We start from the raw sequence: 19,106 nt of genomic DNA on the forward strand, positions 1-19,106 counted from the left end.
ATGTTTATTAAAAACCTATGGGTAGACAGTGGCGGGCAGGTTGATCGATTACTTGATGCCTTGAGAGGATACCTGGATCAATATGATTTGTTACCAGAACTTATCTATGTGGTTTCTGCGGGAGAGGCTAATGTTCTACAGGATAGTCGGATTGTAGAGTTTATAGCAGACCTTGAAGATGGTGGGCATAATATCCGATTTGTGGGTAGCGCCTGCACCAGCTTCCATGCTGCAGTATTGAGTTTTTCAAAGTGTAGTGAAGCCGAAGCTTTGATCTTAAATCTCGAACTGGGCAAAGAGCGGCAACAAGAGTGCCTGGATTCATTGGGAATTGGAGTTGGACCTGATCAAGATGGCTTAGATGTTCTTGTAGGTGTGGCGGCTACCTGGATCTGTCGAGAGTATTGTGAAACACATCTCTGTCAAATATCCAGCTGTGATATTCTCTCTCAAGCGCCATCTTTATCTGGCGCACCAGATTTAGTAAAGAGTATTAAGCAGGTAATCTCAACCAGCTCTAGTGATGATACTCGAGTAGTTTCCTTTGATATCCGCTCGAAATGGGCCAAGGGGCTCCTGAAAGGGTTTTCGCACAGCGATAAGGCCTCATGGTTACCCAGTATTGAAGAGGACGGCTGGCACTATTTGAGTATTAAACCTCTGTCTGAATTGATCAGTTATTACATTGAGGAAAAGGTGACTGATCTATGGCTGTTAACTCTAGGGGGTGGCGGCAGGGTAGGTTGCCTGAAAATAGACATTCCTTCGCCCAATTTTCAGGGATTTCTTTCAAGACTGGTAAATGTTGAGAAATTGGTGTTGGAAGACGCCTATATAGATTTTAGTTCCGCCCAGCACCTGGGTGACACTCTAGGCCAGGATTACCTTTCGCATATTCGTGAGGCATTAAGGTATCCCAAGAGGATTTACCGGGGAAGACACAACCAGATATTTGACTGGGTATTAGGGGCAGGTAGTTGGCGTACGCTGTTGGAATATCAAGGAGCAAGACATGGATAATAATATTTATAAAACTGATATAAGAGAATTTCAATTCCTTATTGAAGAACAGTTCCATGAAGCTAAAACTCTGTTCAGCGACCAGATGTTTAAAGGGTGCTCACCAGAGATTCTCCATGAAATTTTAGTTCGGGCTAAAAAATTCTCTTATGAGGTTCTCGGGCCGGGATATCAGGATTCAGATCGAGAGGGATGCCAGTTAGAGAATGGGAGAGTGAAGCTCCCGAGCGCATTCCCTGAGATGTGGCAGAGATTTAAGGATGACTGGGGGAATATCTCCTCATTTGAGGGCGAACAAAATACAACTATTCCGCCCTTTGTAATGCAAATGCTCCTGGAAATGTTTATGGGGGCAAATCCAAGTTTTATGACTTATGGTGGTTTTTGCCTGCCGTCCTCCACCTTGGTGGAAAAATATGGAACCGATCTGCAAAAAGACCTGTTTAGGGACAAATTAGCCACCTCAGAGTGGACATCTTGTCTCTGCCTCACTGAACCCCAGGCGGGAAGTGATGTATCCCTTGTAGAGACTCGCGCTTCGAAACAGGAAGACGGCACTTATTTGTTAACGGGCGAAAAATACCTGATAAGTGCCGGTATGCACGACCTGACAGAAAACACCATTTATTTCGTTATGGGTCGTGGCGAAAAAAGCGGCTCGGGCACCTACGGTTTGTCCTGCTTTATTGTGCCTAAGTACTGGGTTGAAGAGGATGGGAGTCTCGGTGGGTTTAATAATATCGAATGCATTTCTCTAGCTGAGAAAATGGGCTTTAAAGGGTGTGCAAACACTCACCTTCGGTTTGGTGACAATGGCCCCTGTAGAGCTTACCTACTGGGGAATCGTGAGAATGTAGGCTTGTTGCAGTTTCTTACCTTGATGAATCAGGCACGAATCAGCACAGGTGTCTACGCCTTGGGTATGGCTTCCTCAGCCTACTACAATGCACTTTCCTATTCGACAAAGCGTCTACAGGGCAAGAGATTTCACGAGAGCTTTAGCTCTACCGCAAGCCGGGTCAATATCGTTGAGCATACCGATGTCCAGCGTATGTTGTTGGAAATGAAATCCAAGGTAGAGGGCTGTAGAGCACTGATTGCTAAACTGACATTGTCAGAGAGCTTAGTCAAAATCTACCAGGGGCAGGAAGACAAAAAGGATCGCATTGCTCACTACCAGGGTTTAATGAACCTGCTAACTCCAGTTGTTAAAGCCTATATCAGCGACCAGGCTTGGCGTATCTGTGAATTGGCAATTCAAACCTGTGGTGGTCAGGGGTATCTCAAGGATCTGGGTATAGAGCAATATGCCCGGGATATTAAAGTGCTGGCAATCTGGGAGGGAACGAATTATATCCAGAGCCAGGACTTGATCCGCGATAAGTTAGGATTGGGTAATTCCAGTAAGCTATTCCAATTCTATCAGGCAGAAATTGATAATTTCCTCGATCGGGCCACGGACTATCCTCAGTTTGAGATTGAATTTGAGCGCTTAAAGACCTCGTTTGGACATTTCGAAGCAGCACTGAAAGCTGTGCAGGTATGGGTGAAGACAAAAGAAATGTTCAAAATCCCTGCCTATAGCACACGTATTCTACATATGCTTGGTGATATAACCTTGGCCTGGCTTTTATTGGAGGCTGCATGCGCGTCATCAGATAAGTTGAGTCAGGACCTGAACGATACTGATGAGGAGTTCTATCGCTCGAAAATAGTCAGTGCTAAATTCTTTATTCGCAATGAGTTACCCCGCACCAAGCTGGTGCTGGATATCCTTCAGGATCAGGACTCTTTTTGTGAAATGGACGCTTCCTCCTGGAATTCATTATTGTCAAATGTGGAGGCTGTCTCATGAACAAGCTTGATCAGCTGGAATCCAATTACGATGTAGTGATTATCGGTGGTGGATGGGCTGGCTTAACCCTGGCCCGTCAGCTTAAACTCAATAAGGATGCTTTAAGCATATTGGTTGTTGAGGCAAATACTGAGTTTAAGGCCAAAGTTGGTGAAGCGACAGTGGAGATGACCGGCCACTACTTTATGAAGCAGTTGGGCTTGGTGAATTATCTCTATAGGAATCACTTGCCTAAAAATGGTCTGCGTTTTTTCTACGATAACCCTGAGCATACACTGTCATTAACAGAGATGAGTGAGCACGGAACCACCAGTATTCCGCCTCATCCAGCTTTTCAAATTGACCGGGCCAGATTGGAATCCGACCTTGTCGATATGAATAGGGCGAATGGCATAGAGGTTATTCAGGGCGTAAAAGCAAAAAATCTTAACATACAGCCAGGTGATGAACTCCATTCTATAGAGCTTATGGAAGATGGCGCTAGCGGAGTGGTTAACGCCCGCTGGTTAGTAGATTGCAGTGGTCGAAATCGGGTTGCTAAGAAGCATAAGAAGCTTACCCGAGTTGAGAATGTCCCTAAACACTTCTCTGCCTGGGGTCGGTTTAAGAACATACAGGATATCGATTCCATGGGAGATATGAATTGGAGAAAGAAGGCCTTTGGACGCTTTCTTTCAACGAATCATTTTTCTGGAGATGGTTACTGGGTTTGGTTTATACCCTTAAGTGGTGGCTATACCAGTGTAGGTATCGTTGGTGAGAATAGTAAATTCGACAAGCCGCCCACAAAGAAGCAAGATTTCCTAGATTTTTTGTTGGCTTATAGAGCTATTTCAGAGCTTCTGGAAGGCGCCGAGCTTATTGATTTCGAGGCTTGGGGACAGCTTGCCTATAGAGCGGATGAGTTTATCTTTGAGGACCGCTGGGCTACCTCCGGATTTTCCTCGATGTTCCTTGATCCTCTGTTTAGTGGTGGGGGCGATATGATAGCCCTGTTTAATGACCATATTTGTAAGTACATTGTTGCCGATATCTCAGACAATAATCGTGATGAAGCTCAGCAGCGGCTTGCAAAAGAATTGCCGATCGCAAATCAAGTGGTCACAGAATTTTACCAGGGCCTTTATGCCCATGTAGCAAATGTATACCCGGTTATTGACTCTGCTGAACTGTGTTCTCCTTTGCTTGCCTACAATACCGCTGCTTATTTCCTGGAGAGTGCCTGGGATTATATGTCAGGTAATTATCTGGATCAGGAGTACTGGCTACGCAAAAGTTACCTGCGCCGGGGATACATGGCCCTTGAGTTAATCCTGCAACGCCTTTTAGTTGAAACGACAAAAGAGCTTAAAGCTCAGAATCGATATTTTCGCAGAAATAGTGAAGGTTTCTTTGAGTCCGGTGCCGATCACTATAAGTACTTTGTATATTTAATGGGAACCCAAGGCCGGGACGGTTGGCGAATCGATCTGCGGGTCAAACTTTGGGTTGAAGTTTTCCTGAGTGTTGTCCAGGCGCGACTCGACCTCCCTAAACTGGCAAACCGGATGGTTGTTCAGCAGGCTATTACCCTGCCTGATCTTTTACAAAAGCCGAATATGAATGGGGCTGACCTCAATTGGCTGCTTGAGAAGTTATCTATCAAGCTTACAGATCTAGTCAATGAGGATATGGCAGATCCAGTGAGCGTTATTGTATCGGAAGAGTCCTTCCACACAGATACGATTGAAGTTATGGATCTTGCGGGTAGCTACTCCAATAAAGAACTTGCTGAGGTTAACAAGAAAGCAAAATCTATCTGGGTGCAGACTCAGGAGTATATTGCGATCCCTAGTATGGTTCCTGTATTTCTTGCTTTTGCACGCAGTCAGCCGGATAACATAATGGATTCGGTCATTGACCAGCGTGAAGTTATGCGCACAGCTGAATTAGACTCTGCTCATGCGGATTCGGAGGTCGTGTGATTCAGGAGTTCTTTCAGGCGCGGGATGGAAAAAACCTTTCCTTTCGCTGGTTGCCTTGCGATGAATCTGACTTGGTGCTTGTCTGCATGCACGGGAGCACGTTCAGTAGCCAGTGGTATTTAATGTTCGGACGAATGGTACACCGGAACGGCATTAGTGTGTGTCTGCCGGACTGGCGAGGCCATGGCAAGAGCGAAGGTGTTCCGGGAGATCTCGATTATTCCGACCAACTGCAAGACGATCTTGCTGACCTATTAAAACACCTCAAAAAAAGAGGGGCTAAAGCCTTTGTACTTGGGGGGCACAGCGCGGGATCATTGGTTGCACTTAAATATCTGCACCTATATGGCAGTAAAGATATTGTAGGTTTTTTTGCGATAGCACCGCCGCTGACTCAGTCAGAGGAAACAAGAAAATACGATATTCCAGCATCTGGCTTTGAGTATTACATTCGTTACGGAAGGAAGCGTCACTATACGCGGCCTAGGGCATCGGCTGGTGATCAGAATCTGCCAAAAATAAAAATGCTGAAATATTGGCTGGCACTTTTGTTCCCCCCATTGAGGAAGTTATCAGTGCTGAGCTTTCCCCCGGTGGGATCAGCAGCGGGGAATCAGGGGAGAGTTCTGGACTGCACGTTTAACTTACTCAGCGCCTATAACGTAAAGAGATACGCAGATCTCTTTGCAAGTTTAAATGTACCCTGCCACTTTTTTGTTGGAGAGAAGGACGAAGTGCTTGATACCCACGTGCTCCACACCGTATTGAGCTGGTATCTCTCTCCCAATATTAGGGCTGGACTCACCGAGTTGCCCAGAGCTACTCATATGTCAGCTATTTCTGCTTCGGCGAAACCTATCTCCAGCTGGTTGACAACTTTGATGCGGCAACCTGAGGGGGCTGTTGCATGAGACATAGCAAAGGCAAAACTCCCCTGATGCGAGAAAAAGTGTTGCCCGTCGGTGCAGAAGTTTCACTGAGTTCATTTTTAAGTGATACCGATTGGGGAGCAGGCCATGGCGAAGATTGGACATCTTTAGGAACTATAAAGAGAAGTGATAAAAACACTTTTCACTTGCAAGTTGGCAAGGCGTTTCGATTTCCCCTTTATTATTACCTGAAGGACGATCGTCTATTTGTTGGCCAGGATTTATCACTATTTCCTGCTGTTGGTGCCGATACGGTAGATTGCCACTACTTAATTGAAATAGAGTATTTTGGTTTCTCCATAGAAAGAAAGAGCCTTTTGCAGAATGTTAAAATGCTCTTTCCTGAAGATGATGTTGTTATATCAGCCAGAGAGCTTATTTGGCTCTCTGCTGAACATCATCAACCTGGGTCATTTGATGCAGCCCTGGTGACTCCTGAAGAAGCTACCGATAAACTCTTCAACAGTTTACCTGAGGTAACCTCTAAGCTTTTCTCGCCTGTTGATACCACTTTTTATGCTCATGTTGCCAATCGTTTGGCGGAGTCAAGCGGCACCAAATTAAAAGTGGGTAGACATAGCCTGCCTTTAACGGTTGGCTATCAGGAGAAGCGGGCAAAGATCTTTAATACGGCTCATAAAAATAGAGTCGTAGAAGGGATCGATCTACAAAGTTACACCGATATGGTACAGGAAGAGTTGGATCGAGCCTGGCAGTACTCAGAATCAAGTATCGATAGGGAACATTATATCTTCCAGACATTCTATCTGCCTTTTGCCCAGTTTTTACTCAATATACTGGCAATGAATACCAGCAAGATGGTGGAGATTGTTGGTGGTTCGGGAGATGAGGGTGTAATACCCCCGGCACTTTCAATAAGTGATAAACCTATCTGTAATATTTACGAATCTTTTCAGCGGGTGTTTTTTTATGGACACCATTGGCTTGCAAAAGTCTGGTTCTATATACCGCCCATGATCAGTTCTGCTGCCATAAAACAGCAGCAAAAATACTCAGAACGAGAGCAGCATGTTTGTGTTTTTACTTTAACGTTGGACTACTTGCTGCGATTTAATAACTTAAAAATAGGAAATGTTACCGGAGAGTAAATATGTCTACAGCAGTTGTAGAAAGCAATGTACAAGAGCTATGTGAGCAAATAGCTCTTATGCTGAATGTTGATGCTGTCGATGCAGATACACCCATTGCAGAACTCGGGGTGGATTCCCTGAATATTGTCGAGGTGATTCTAATTTGCGAGCAGTTATACCCGGGGGTGATGAGCCCTGAAAATCTTGTTTTCGACGAACATACCACCCTAAGGGAAATGGATGGTCAACTACTTGAAAACTCGGAAGAAGTCTAGCGTACTTCGGGAGCAGTCAATGTTTAAAAAAGTACTTACCATTCTTATCAGTAGTTTTTTTATTGGAAATGTTGTTGCCTGGTTTTCAGGTGCTGCTCCCATCGAGTTTGGCAAGATTGCCTATTCAGAAGGCGAGATGGAGCAGGTGGAGTTTCTCCAGCAGGAGATTGGTGAAAATAGTACAGACCCCGACTTGATGTTGGAGCTTGGGCAGTTATTTAGTCACCATAACGAGCTTGAAAAGGCTGCACACTTGCTGGAAGCCGCGTATCAACAGCGTCCAGACGACATGTTGATACGTGCAGCGTATTACTCTAATGAGGGCAAGCGCGCAGGTGCAATGTTTGATCCTGCGATGGGTCTTTACAAGCTCTACCGTCTACGCCATGCGATGGATGAGGTGGATCAGGCGGGTCTCAGTGCCGATTCAGACTTTAATGTGCGCTTGATACGGCTGATTACTTTTTCTTATGTAGGAGAAGTAAGCGGCCACTTTGAGCGGGTGTTCGAAGATGAAGCCTGGTTTAAGAATCTGATGGATTCAGAGCCCGATCTATTGCCGGCTGCTATGCAGCAGGTGGTGTATTTGTCTTTGGCTAATGCCTACTGGGTGAAAGCTGGAGAGGGCACTGAGGATTTGGCAGTGGCCAGGGATTACTACCAAAAAGCAATAGCAATGGCTCCTTGTCCTGCCACGATGCAAACCTCTTGTGAGCAACTGGGGCAAATGGCAGTCACCCTGGGTAAAAGTTAATGTTGGTTGAGCTTAAGCGTGTTTCAAAGCGCTATCGATTGGGCGATCTCTGGGTCGACGCCTTGCGGGATATAGATCTTGCTATCGATCGAGGTGAGTTTCTGGCTGTAAAAGGGCCCAGCGGTAGTGGTAAGAGCACATTATTGAATCTTCTATCCGCATTGGATCAGTGTGATTCCGGATCAGTTCATATTGATGGCGTTAATCTTGGGAGTTTGGGAGAGCATCAGCGCTCCCTGTTCCGAGGTCGTCATATTGGGATTGTTTTCCAGTCTTTTAACCTGATTCCCGTGCTTACAGCACTTGAGAATGTGATGTACCCGCTGACACTGCGGGGGGCTAACAATGCCAGGCAACTAGCGTTAGACGCTCTGGAAGCAGTAGGGCTTGCCAAGTTGGTTAATCAGCGTCCTACCCAGCTTTCGGGGGGGCAGATGCAGCGAGTGGCGATTGCCAGGGCAATTGTCAGTAAGCCGGATCTGGTGCTTGCGGACGAACCCACAGCCAATCTGGATTCGCGCACGTCGGAGAGCATTATGAGCCTTATGAAGCAGCTCAACCGGGAGCAGGGTGTCACTTTTATCGTAGCCACCCATGATGATTATGTAACCAGCTTGGCATCCCGTGTTATCACGGTACGAGATGGTCATTTGGTAGAGGATACAGCTTCGCCTCAAGGTATTGTTCAGGAGGCTATTGCATGACAGCAATCATGAAAATGTTGCTGGCTAGGGGCCCGCTAACTAGAGCGGCTTTGGCTATTTCAGTTGTATTCTTAATTTCTGCACCAGCTTTGGCTGAAGACTTCGTCTATCCAACTCCGATTCCATTCACCAATAGCGAAAGGGAAGCGCTGTTTGCTGCTGTCAATGGAGAAACGACCAGTGAGCAGAGAAAGCAGGCCTACTTGGCTCAGCTTGCGCGCCTTACGTCGATGGAAGATGCAGAGTTGCAGGATGTTGAGGAGTTAGAGGCTCTGATGCAGTCACTGGTGGAGAGTCTCCCGGATGACCCCGAACTCAATGCTGCATTGGGATCGACAACTTCCTTTAAATCCAGCTTCTACCTTGATCGATTGGCAAAACTATCGCTGTTCTCCAGACGAGGCAATCGCATGATGGATCGGGCTGTTAAACAATCTCCATTCAATCTGGGCGCCCGCCTTCAGCGGGGAATCAGCTGTGCCAATATGCCGGCCTTTCTAAAAAGAGCGCGCTACGCTGTTGAAGACCTGGAGCTGGTGAGGGAACAGGTGGGCTATCGGTTCGGTAAAGAATTTCTTGGCTTTGTAGAGTTCTACCTTGCCCAGGCTTACGAGCGCAATAAACAGCCCGATGATGCCCGGGTTCTTTGGGGAAAGGTGGCCGAGTCGGATACCGACTGGTCCGCTAAAGCCAAGCTGGCGCTTCGGAGTATTTAGTCATGGGCTTGGGTTGGAAAGTTGCACTGCTGAATATTATGCGTAACGGGCGCCGCAGCCTGATTACCTTGGCTGCGATCGTTTTCGGTTGTACCAGCCTGATTATTTTTGGCGGTTTTGTACAGTCGATGTATGAGGGGATGCGGGAGAGTATGATCCGCTCGCAGCTTGGTCATATACAAATCTATGCCAAAGGCTACAACCAGTTTGGCAAAGCGGAACCGGAAAAATACCTGATTGCTGATGGGGATCTACAAAAGATTTCCGAGCTGGTAGAAAACGAAACCGATACGTTGGTGGTAGCGCCTCGCCTTAATTTCAATGGCCTGCTTAGTGATGGCAAGCAATCGATAGCCATCACTGGAATTGGTATCGATGCGGAGAAAGAAGTGATGCTTTCCTCTGCAATTCAGATTGTTCAGGGAGACGATCTATTTCCAGAGGATATTTCTGCTGCACACCTTGGAGAAGGCTTGTTCAATGCTCTGGATGTTCAGATTGGGGACTACTTGACCCTGTTGGCAAGCACCCAGGATGGGGCAATCAATGCTGTCGATGTACAGGTGATGGGGGTAATCACAACCGGTGTTAAGGAACTGGATGATCGCTTGCTCAGGGTGAATTTGCCTCTGGCCCAGGAACTGCTCTATACGTCAGATATTACACGGCTAGTGGTTTTACTGGAGGAGACCGAACTTACATCTACCTCAATTGCGACTCTGGCCAGTGTCTTTGAGCAGAACAATTTGAACCTAGAAATAAAAAGCTGGGAAGAACTGGCGGGTTACTATCATCAGGTTGTTGGCCTGTTTAACGGAGTTTTTGGTTTTATTACCGTAATTGTGTTGGTAATCGTCGCGTTGAGTATTTCCAATACCATGTTGATGGCAGTAATGGAGCGCACCCGTGAGCTGGGTACTATCCGAGCCATGGGCGGTACTCCCCGGCAGGTTGTAAACCTGATTTTACTAGAGTCGGTATTTCTCGGTTTGATCGGAAGTTTGCTGGGGCTACTGATTGGTGCACTGGCAGCCAAGGGAATTACCTATGCCGAATGGATGATGCCTCGGCCACCGGGCAGTACCCAGGATTATCCTATCCGTGTGTTTGTCGTGCCGGATATCTTATTGAAAACATTCCTGTTGGGTTTTTGTATTTCACTTGTTTCCAGCCTTTATCCAGCGATAAAAGCATCCCGGCTGCCGGTAGTAAAAGCACTTAGGTTTACTTGATTTGGGTCTTCTATGTATAAGTTGAATTCTTTTTATGGGTGGGTGTTGGCGATAGCCTGCTTGTTGTTTAGCTACTCAAGTTATGCATCGGTTTCGGCTGAGTCACTGGTTAATAAGCTGGATGACTTTCGCGGGTTCAGGAATCAGGGTTTTAGCTTTGATATCACCAATATCAGCTATAAAAAGGACAAGGAGCCCCGCACCAATAAGCTCAGTGTCAAAGTATTTAATGAGCAATCACTGATCCAATTTTTGGCGCCCGCCCGGGAAAAGGGCAGGGCAATGCTAAAAGAGAGCGCCAATATGTGGCTCTATATTCCCGGTACGCGCAGGGTTATCCGGATTGCGCCCTCACAGCGATTAATAGGCGAGACCAGTAACGGTGATGTAGTGGGGGCAAATTTTTCCCGGGATTACACGGCAGAGCTGCAAGGGCAGGAAACTGTTGATGGGGAAGATTACTGGGTGCTGTATTTATCGGCAAAATCCTCTGGAGTTGCCTATGACAAAGTAAAAATTTGGATGGCACAGGCTGAGGGAAACCTGCCTTTAAAGGGGGAGTTTTATACCCGATCCGGGCGCCTCCTTAAAACAGCGCACTATAAAGAGTTCAAGCAGTTTGAAGGCGAGCTGAAACTGCATAAATTACTCTTGGTGGATGCACTCATTGACGAGAGTTATACCTGGATGAAATTCGATGACTATCGTCTTGAGAGCCTGGACCCGGCAATTTTCCAAAAAGGCTCCCTTGGCAGGCTGAATTGAGGTGAGTCGGTAATGGTTATCAGAATCAGGACAATTCTCCCATTTATACTCCTTCCTCTCGCTTTTGCTGAAAAAGTTGCCGGTGCCGAAGGCTATCAAGATCCTTTCGAGACCAACTCGGAACTTTTCGATGAAGTGAGCACTGAGGAAGGGGTTTCTCGAGTTGTTTGGGATGTTGATGCTTCGCTACTCGGGTATCACCAGCAGAATGAAGTTAGGGATGATCCCTATTTCGATCCGGGTCTGTTTGTCTTTGATGAACAAGAGTCTTTACTTGCTCTGGATCTCAGTGGCCAGTTTTCCCTGGGAGCACACTTCTCAGTTTACTCGCGGTTTGCGGCGATAGAGCACTATCGGTCTAATGAGGCTGGAACATCTGAAAAAGAGACAGAATCCCATCTGCTAGAGGGGTATTTCTCTTCTTACACTGACAACCGAAGGTTTGGTATTAACGTCGGTCGGATAAAACCTCAGTGGAGCAACGGTTACAACTGGTCTCCAGCAAATCTATTAAAAGCCACTTTTGACCGCCCCAATCTGGATGCCGATGAGCTTACCCAGCAACTGGGCTGGGATATGGCCCATCTCGATTTCCGCTATGGTCGCTGGAACACCGGCATTTATATGGCTCAGGTTGAGGACGATCTGGATGGTCACTTTGACACTAGCGTAAATGACCATGAGTTTCAGTACGCACTCGTGGTGAATCGTGAAGGTGACTTGGATACCCGCTTGGTACTACATCAGATAGAGGGGGAGGCAACCAATGTCGCTTTCGGGTTGAGTACTTTGGCTGGAGACAGTGCCACACTCAGGTTGGAGGGGGCTTGGGAACATCAGCGGGAGTTACCGCAGCCGGGCGAACTTTCCTATTTTCCAGCAGAGGACGATGGTTATTTGAAGCTGGTACTTGGTACTCAGCTCAGCTTCAACCAGGGATGGGATGTTACTGCGGAGTATCTGTATAACCAGCATGGATTCGATGATGACGAGTGGGGTTTGGTTCAAACGCAGGTAGATAGTGCAAAGAACGGATTGAACAGCGCGCAGATTTATGAGGCGATTTCTTTTCTGTCTGACAGTTTTAACCTTTTATCTACCGGACAACTACGGCAGGAGTATTTGTTCTTGATGTGGGGTAACACCCGGCTGGATAAGAAGTTTCAATATCGCCAGAGTGTGCAATACAACCTGGATGACAAGAGTCAGTACCACAACCTGGAATTGATTCAGAACTGGACTGAGCATTTTAGTACTCGACTGCAAGCCCAGTTTTTCCGGGGTTGTGAGTCCTGTGAATTTGGTCTGCTGCCTACTGAAAGGCTTCTTAGGTTAAGTCTCTATTATGATTTTTAGCGCTTGCTGGCTAAAAGTGCTTCATATTTTTGTGCGATTTCCCGCTTGCCGGATTCCCTGCTAATAGAAATTAATGCCCGCAAAATATCTAGGTCCTGCGGAAACTGGTGATAGCCGTCTTCTAGAATATCCAGGGCGAGTTCGCTGTTGCCTTCTGAGTGAACGGCTATGGCGTATACGTAAAGATACCGGCTCTGGGTTTGCTCATGCTCAGCCGCCGCCTTTAGAAAACCCATTGCCTCCTGGTGGCGGTTCTGACGAACCAGGGAAAGTCCTAAGGCATGCTGGATTACGGCGATATCCTCACTCTTCGAAAGTGCCCCTCTGAGTAATAATTCCGCATCGGTTTCACGTCCACTTGCCCGGTAAAGGTCGGCCAAGTTGATATAGGCGGGTGTGTAGTAGGAGGCCTTGGTTATTGCTCGGCGATAGAAGGCTTCCGCTTGTTGCGTATTTCCTCTCTGGAAATGGAGGTTGCCCAGGTTTACCAGGGATTCCGGTCGGTCGCTGTTGAATAATTCTGAGGTGGTATAGGTTTTAAGGGCCTTTGAGTATTGCTGATGTACTTGCGCGGGCATAGTCCCGATCTGAGCATCGGTAACGCCATTGGCAGCCAGCGACCTGGTCACGGCCATTTTACTGAAAAGCAGCGGTACACCGATCATCAGTCGTAATTGCTCCGGTAGTTCATCCAGAGACTGCGCAAGGGCCAGGTTTAATAATGGTTCTTCGCTCTGGGCAATTTGTTGGAGTAACTGAGCGGAATTTATCGTCAGGTAGCGCGGTAACAAACGGATTGCGCTGGCCCGAACAATCTCCGGTTGACTGTCGTCCTGAATAAGGTTCATTAACATCTTATCGGCCTCGCTATCCCCGCGCATAGCTGCGTGCAATGTCTGCCCGTAGTGAGGGGGAGGTGAGCCGTATTTGTCTTCCAATATCTTCGCCGCCCACTGACTCGATTTATCTTGATGGCAGCTGTTGCAAGTATTGGGGGTGCCCAGCACCTCGGAAAGGTCAGGCCGAGGAATGCGGAAACTGTGATCCCGGCGTCCATCCACCTGCATAAAATTTTTCTTCGGCATATGGCAGTTTGTGCAGCGGGCCCCGGGGCTTTGAGTTGGGTGCAGATGGTGATCAGTACGGGCAAACCGCTCCGGCATATGGCACTGGGCACAAACTGCATCACCAGCTGCTCTCAGTTGTAGGCTGTGGGGGTTATGACAGTGGCCACAGGTAACACCTGCTGCGTACATTTTGCTTTGCAGAAAAGAGCCGTACACGAATACCTCGCCATCGGCCTGGCCATCTGCGTGGTAGAGAGGCTCTTGCAGAAGGGTGAGGTTGAAATGATCCAGTAATTCGCTGTTAGCCTTCGCTCCCGGTAAATGGGTACTCCGCCGAGAATGGCACTGGGCGCAAGTTATTATTTCACGCTGGATGGCTGCCGATGGCGCAAGCTTGGCAATCCCCGTTTGCAAATCCATTTCCCGAATCTGTTGGGTTGGGTCAATAAGATGGGGGGCAAGCCCTTTATTCTGCAATGTCTCATTCTGTGTTTTTGCCCACTGAAGGTGTCTCGATCCCGGGCCATGACAGGATTCGCAACCGACACTGATCTCTGACCAGGATGTCTGGTAGCTATCGGTTTGTAGGTTATAGGCCTTTTGCAGATTGGTGGAATGGCAGTCGGAACACATAAAGTTCCAATTCTGGTTTATGCCGGTCCAGTGCAGGGGGTGTTGATGATCTATCTCTTGATCGGGATAGAGATGGAACCAGCGCTGGCCACCGACAGATTTGTCCCGGCTATCCCAAGCGATACTCAGTGCCTGAAGACGTCCGCCTCCCAAATCAATCAAGTATTGCTGTAAAGGGTGGACACCAAATGTATAGGCAAGGGGATAGTCCTGGAGGTCTCCACTGGGCCCATCAGTGCGTACGTAATAGCGCCCTTTCTTTTGATAGAAGTGAGATTTCTGCCCCTGATATTCAAATGCCACCCCGGAGAAATCACCTAGAACGCTGTCGCTATTGGCGGCCTGCATTGCCAGCTGGTGGTGGGAACCTTGCCAGGCACTGGCCTCTTCTTTGTGGCATAGGGCGCATTGCGCGGAGCCCACGAAAGTGGCTTCTGAGCTGATTGCTTCATCCTGGCGCTTGAGAGGTTGGGTATCAACCGGCTCTTCGTCACTACAGGCCACCAGTACGAAACAGATAAGGCTGATTTTGAGGAGGCTAGTGCCAGCTATATTTATCACGGTTTTTTTATTGTGATGAGTTCTTATCTTAGGGAGTTATTCAGAGGCCCCCTAGGCCAAAAGATTAGTTCATGTGCCGTAAATGTCATTTTGTGAGAGGGCCAGAATGCTGGATTGGAAATTTAGGGTTGCCCTGAGCCGAGGGTGTCTGCTGCTGGTTTTGGCAATCAGCTTACCGGCACTCAGTTCTCCCTTGCCATCCTGGCAAGATGGCGTTAAAGCCCAAATTATGGCCTTTGTTGACAAGGTTACCCGTAAGGACAGCGTCGACTTTATACCTGTCGGTGAACGTATCGCGGTATTTGATAATGATGGCACCCTCTGGTCTGAGAAGCCCGTGTACTTCCAGCTTCTCTATGCCGCTGATGAGGTTAATAGGCTAGCGCCCCAACACCCAGAGTGGAAAACGCAAGAGCCCTTCGCTTCGATTCTAAAGGGCAATTTATCAAACCTGTTGGGGCAAGGCAGGGAAGGTTTGGAAGTAATGCTTACTGCGACTCATGCGGGATTGAGTACGGATGCCTTCCAGCACTCTGTTGCCCAATGGCTCAAGAGCGCTAAGAACCCGGAAACTGGCAAGCACTACAGTGCGATGGTGTTCCAGCCCATGCTGGAGTTGCTGGACTACTTAAGAGCAAATGGTTTTAAAACCTACATCGTTTCGGGGGGCGGCACTGACTTTATTCGAGTGTTTTCCCAGGAGTTATATGGAATCCCCCCAGAGCAGGTTATCGGCAGTCGCCTAAAGTCGCGCTATGAAAATGGGGGTGGGCATCCCTATATCGTGAAATTAGATGAACTGGCCTTCCTCACCGATAAACAGGGGAAGCCTATCGCAATCAATGACGTGATTGGCCGGAGGCCAGTTTTTGCCGCAGGCAATTCCGATGGTGGTTTACAAATGCTGGAATGGACCACCGCCGCTAAGGGGCCGCGTTTTGCCATGCTGATTCATCATACCGATGCCAAAAGAGAATGGGCATACGATAAGAACTCCTCAGTGGGGCGCCTGGACAAAGCGTTACAAGCCGCTAAGGCAAATGGCTGGTTGGTGGTAGATATGGCGAAGGACTGGCGGACGGTGTTTCCGCCAGAAGCGAAGGATCAGTCAAGCCTGGGGCCGGTGATTCCTCAAGTTCCCGCCTACCGGGACTAGTCTTAAAGCGGTGTATTGAGCCTGCCAATATCGAGGTGTGTAATGCTCCTGATCTCCCGATCCCGTCTCCGACAGTTCCTTTTGGTTGTACTGGCTGCTGTATTCCTTTCCCCTGGTAGCCTATTCGCGCAGACCAAACCCAATATTTTGGTGATCTGGGGAGATGATATTGGGATCTGGAATATCAGCTTCAACAGTCGCGGTATGATGGGCTACACCACGCCCAATATTGACCGGCTGGCGGTAGAAGGCCTTTCTTTTACCGACTACTACGGCCAGCAATCGTGCACAGCAGGCCGCGCGGCGTTTTTAGCGGGTAATGTCCCAGTGCGCACCGGCATGACTAAGGTGGGGCTTCCAGGTGCCAAAGAGGGTTGGCAGAAGAGTGATGCCACTATCGCCACAGTAATGAAAAGCCTGGGTTATGCCACCGGCCAGTTTGGTAAAAACCACCAAGGGGATAGGGACGAACACCTGCCCATCAACCATGGCTTTGACGAATTCTTTGGCAACCTCTATCACCTGAATGCGGAGGAAGAGCCGGAGAACCGGGACTATCCCAAAGACCCTGAATTCCGCAAGAAGTTTGGCCCCAGAGGAGTGATCAAGGCCAAGGCCGGCGGACCAATCGAAGATACCGGCCCTCTCACCAAGAAGCGGATGGAAACGATCGATGATGAAACCCTTGCAGCTGCTATCGACTTTATCGAACGCGCACACGCGGCTAAGACCCCATTCTTTGTCTGGTGGAACGCAACCCGGATGCATTTTCGCACCCATGTTAGAGAAGAGCACACAAACCTTGCGGGCCCCAACAGCAATGAGTATATGGATGGCATGGTTGAGCATGACATCCTGGTAGGAAAGCTGCTAAGTGTGCTCGATCGCCTGGATATCACCGACAATACCATCGTGTTTTATTCCACAGACAACGGCCCCCACTTCAATACCTGGCCAGATGCTGCAACTACGCCATTTCGGAGTGAGAAAAATTCCAATTGGGAAGGAGCTTATAGGGTGCCAGCCTTTGTACGCTGGCCAGGTAAATTTCCAGCGGGTACTACTTTGACAGGTATTGTCTCCCATGAAGACTGGCTGCCGACTCTCGCTGCGGCCGGGGGGAACCCGAATATCAAGGAACAGCTCAAGGAAGGGGTCGAGCTCAATGGGCGCGAGTACAGAAATTATGTTGATGGCTACAACATGATGGATTACTTCACCGGCAAAGCAAAACTTTCACCAAGAAAAGAATTTATCTACGTAAATGATGACGGCCAAATTGTAGCTATGCGCTACGAACCCTGGAAGGCTATTTTCCTGGAAAATCGCGGGCGGGGTTTTGAAGTCTGGCGAGAGCCCTTTACTGAATTACGAGTGCCACTATTGTTCAATTTGAGGCAAGATCCTTTTGAAAAAGCCCAACACAACTCGAATACCTATAACGACTGGTTTATAGACAGGGCTTTTGTCCTGGTTCCCATGCAGCAACTCGCATCAAAATTTTTGCAAACTATGAAAGAATATCCACCCAGCCAGGTACCTGGGTCTTTTAATTTGGATAAGGTACAGGAGCAGCTGGAAGCTGGAGCGAGTGGTAGTAACTAAAAATGTAGATACCAACACAAGTATCAATAAAGGTAGGGCCCATGGATAAAATTCATATCGCACTGTCGACTAATCAGATAGAAGAGTCAGTTGCCGACTACAGTAGAAGATTAAATACTGCTCCCTGCGTGCATGTGCCCAATGAATATGCTTTATGGCGAACTGCCACTGTTAACTTATCGATTCGCCATGATCCAAATTGTGAAAGCGGCACGCTAAGGCATCTAGGGTGGGAATCGGATGGTGCCGATACATTTACCGCAGAAACTGACATTAATGGCATTACCTGGGAACACTTTAATGCTGAGCTTCAGGCAGATGAAATCAACAAGGCTTGGCCCAAAGCCAGCTACCACCCAAAGACATAGCTGCCGGGGGACCGAAATCAGTCAAGAGGGCTGGTAACACCGCGCTCATGTACGCCTATAACATCGGTGTAAATCATGGTTGTACTGATATCGCTGTGGCCAAGCAGCTCCTGAATATTGCGTATATCAGTACCAGCACGTAAGAGGTTGGTAGCAAAAGAGTGGCGAAATGTGTGGCAACTCGCCTTCTTACGGATATTGAGGGCTGAAACGGCCTTGGAAACCGCCCGTCTTACTTGTTGCTCACCAATATGGTGCCGTCGCATCATATCGCTGCGAGGGTCTTGCGATCGAAATCGAGCAGGGAACACATATTGCCAAGCGGCACTTGTAGCCGCGTGTGGGTACTTTTTTGACAGTGCGAAAGGTAAATAGACATACCCATAGCCTTCTGCCAAATCCTGCTGATGTAGAGAGAGCGCATGTGCAATCTGCACCTTGAGGGGCTTAATCAGAGACCGAGGCAGCAGTGTTCTTCGCCACTTCTCCCCCTTGGATTCCCGTACTATCAAGCATTGATCACTAAAATCAATGTCCTGCACCCTGAGCCGCACAGCTTCCATAACTCTAAGGCCTGAGCCATACATTAATGAAGCGGCAAGCTTATATGGGCCACTAAGGTACTCTAATACTGAAGTTGCCTCTTCATGGCTAAAGGTAACAGGCAATCGCTTAGGCCGATGGCTTTGTTCGAACTGTAGTTGCCCTAACTCAATATCCAGAAACTGCTTATAGAGAAAGACAACCGCATTCAAAGCCGTTCTCTGAGTGTTTGCTGATACATTGCGATTAGCGGCAAGGTGACTTAACCACTGATCTATTTCAGACTTTCCAAGGTCCTGCGGATGTTGCATCCCATGAAAGCGTATAAAGTCCTTCACCCAAAAGCAGTATGTCTTTTCTGTTTTGTATGCCAAATAGCGAGACCGTATAAAAGCCCTAAAGCGGTCCATAAAGCGGGATGGCCGCTTGGGAAGCGGAATAGGGATGTCGTCCATCTCCACAGTCTCAATACTGTATGGATTAACAGTTTACTGAACATTTGGCTGGGAGTC

The 19,106-nt window shown here is 48.0% G+C and carries 17 protein-coding genes; 15 read left to right on the plus strand and 2 right to left on the minus strand.

Features of this window, described 5'->3' with window-relative positions; all coding sequences use genetic code 11:
* The 12 genes from ACJJI8_RS15485 to ACJJI8_RS15540 are packed head-to-tail and all read left to right on the plus strand — an operon-like array spanning nt 1 to nt 12,661.
* A complete protein-coding gene (locus ACJJI8_RS15485) occupies nt 1–1,020 on the plus strand; it encodes a hypothetical protein (RefSeq protein WP_444932916.1) in 1,020 nt (339 codons plus the stop codon).
* A complete protein-coding gene (locus tag ACJJI8_RS15490) occupies nt 1,013–2,875 on the plus strand; it encodes an acyl-CoA dehydrogenase family protein (protein ID WP_444932917.1) in 1,863 nt (620 codons plus the stop codon). The genes ACJJI8_RS15485 and ACJJI8_RS15490 overlap by 8 nt, the downstream gene beginning before the upstream one ends.
* Nucleotides 2,872–4,839: an NAD(P)/FAD-dependent oxidoreductase gene (locus ACJJI8_RS15495; protein ID WP_444932918.1), complete on the plus strand. Its 1,968-nt coding sequence runs from the start codon at nt 2,872–2,874 to the stop codon at nt 4,837–4,839. Before ACJJI8_RS15490 ends, ACJJI8_RS15495 begins: the two co-directional genes overlap by 4 nt.
* Nucleotides 4,836–5,750 carry an alpha/beta fold hydrolase gene (locus ACJJI8_RS15500; RefSeq protein WP_444932919.1) on the plus strand — a complete coding sequence of 305 codons (915 nt, stop codon included), beginning with the start codon at nt 4,836–4,838 and terminating at the stop codon, nt 5,748–5,750. Before ACJJI8_RS15495 ends, ACJJI8_RS15500 begins: the two co-directional genes overlap by 4 nt.
* Nucleotides 5,747–6,877 (plus strand): hypothetical protein, encoded by a 1,131-nt coding sequence (locus ACJJI8_RS15505; RefSeq protein WP_444932920.1) that lies wholly within the window; start codon nt 5,747–5,749, stop codon nt 6,875–6,877. The genes ACJJI8_RS15500 and ACJJI8_RS15505 overlap by 4 nt, the downstream gene beginning before the upstream one ends.
* Nucleotides 6,878–6,879: 2 nt before the next feature.
* Nucleotides 6,880–7,134, plus strand: a complete 255-nt coding sequence (locus ACJJI8_RS15510; RefSeq protein ID WP_413665416.1) for an acyl carrier protein — start codon at nt 6,880–6,882, stop codon at nt 7,132–7,134.
* 19 nt (nt 7,135–7,153) lie between these two features.
* The gene (locus tag ACJJI8_RS15515; protein ID WP_444896900.1) at nt 7,154–7,888 is read left to right on the plus strand and encodes a tetratricopeptide repeat protein; all 735 of its coding nucleotides are present in this window, start codon (nt 7,154–7,156) and stop codon (nt 7,886–7,888) included.
* Nucleotides 7,888–8,592, plus strand: a complete 705-nt coding sequence (locus ACJJI8_RS15520) for an ABC transporter ATP-binding protein (protein ID WP_444896901.1) — start codon at nt 7,888–7,890, stop codon at nt 8,590–8,592. The genes ACJJI8_RS15515 and ACJJI8_RS15520 overlap by 1 nt, the downstream gene beginning before the upstream one ends.
* Complete coding sequence (locus ACJJI8_RS15525) at nt 8,589–9,308, plus strand: hypothetical protein (protein WP_444932921.1); 720 nt, start codon at nt 8,589–8,591, stop codon at nt 9,306–9,308. The genes ACJJI8_RS15520 and ACJJI8_RS15525 overlap by 4 nt, the downstream gene beginning before the upstream one ends.
* Before the next feature lie 2 nt (nt 9,309–9,310).
* Nucleotides 9,311–10,540: an ABC transporter permease gene (locus tag ACJJI8_RS15530; RefSeq protein ID WP_444932922.1), complete on the plus strand. Its 1,230-nt coding sequence runs from the start codon at nt 9,311–9,313 to the stop codon at nt 10,538–10,540.
* Between the two features lie 12 nt (nt 10,541–10,552).
* Nucleotides 10,553–11,305, plus strand: a complete 753-nt coding sequence (locus tag ACJJI8_RS15535) for an outer membrane lipoprotein-sorting protein (RefSeq protein ID WP_282933196.1) — start codon at nt 10,553–10,555, stop codon at nt 11,303–11,305.
* A gap of 12 nt (nt 11,306–11,317) precedes the next feature.
* A complete protein-coding gene (locus ACJJI8_RS15540; RefSeq protein WP_444932923.1) occupies nt 11,318–12,661 on the plus strand; it encodes a hypothetical protein in 1,344 nt (447 codons plus the stop codon).
* On the opposite strand, the gene ACJJI8_RS15545 is transcribed toward ACJJI8_RS15540, so the two are convergent.
* Nucleotides 12,658–14,922 carry a multiheme c-type cytochrome gene (locus ACJJI8_RS15545; RefSeq protein ID WP_444932924.1) on the minus strand — a complete coding sequence of 755 codons (2,265 nt, stop codon included), beginning with the start codon at nt 14,920–14,922 and terminating at the stop codon, nt 12,658–12,660. The genes ACJJI8_RS15540 and ACJJI8_RS15545 overlap by 4 nt on opposite strands.
* A 106-nt stretch (nt 14,923–15,028) precedes the next feature.
* Here ACJJI8_RS15545 and ACJJI8_RS15550 point away from each other — a divergent pair, with 106 nt between their 5' ends.
* Genes ACJJI8_RS15550 through ACJJI8_RS15560 form a run of 3 tightly spaced genes read left to right on the plus strand, consistent with a single transcriptional unit; the run spans nt 15,029 to nt 18,051 of the window.
* On the plus strand, nt 15,029–16,078 hold the full coding sequence (locus tag ACJJI8_RS15550; RefSeq protein WP_444932925.1) for an HAD family hydrolase: 1,050 nt from the start codon (nt 15,029–15,031) through the stop codon (nt 16,076–16,078).
* A 42-nt stretch (nt 16,079–16,120) separates the two neighbouring features.
* Nucleotides 16,121–17,683, plus strand: a complete 1,563-nt coding sequence (locus tag ACJJI8_RS15555; RefSeq protein WP_444932926.1) for an arylsulfatase — start codon at nt 16,121–16,123, stop codon at nt 17,681–17,683.
* Between the two features lie 41 nt (nt 17,684–17,724).
* Nucleotides 17,725–18,051, plus strand: a complete 327-nt coding sequence (locus ACJJI8_RS15560) for a VOC family protein (protein ID WP_444905583.1) — start codon at nt 17,725–17,727, stop codon at nt 18,049–18,051.
* A gap of 17 nt (nt 18,052–18,068) precedes the next feature.
* Here ACJJI8_RS15560 and ACJJI8_RS15565 read toward each other — a convergent pair whose 3' ends face one another.
* Entirely contained in the window at nt 18,069–19,049 is a 981-nt protein-coding gene (locus ACJJI8_RS15565; RefSeq protein ID WP_444932927.1) for an integron integrase, read from the minus strand.
* Between the last annotated feature and the right edge of the window lie 57 nt (nt 19,050–19,106).

Source organism: Microbulbifer maximicatervae (SeqCode) (assembly GCF_052467695.1).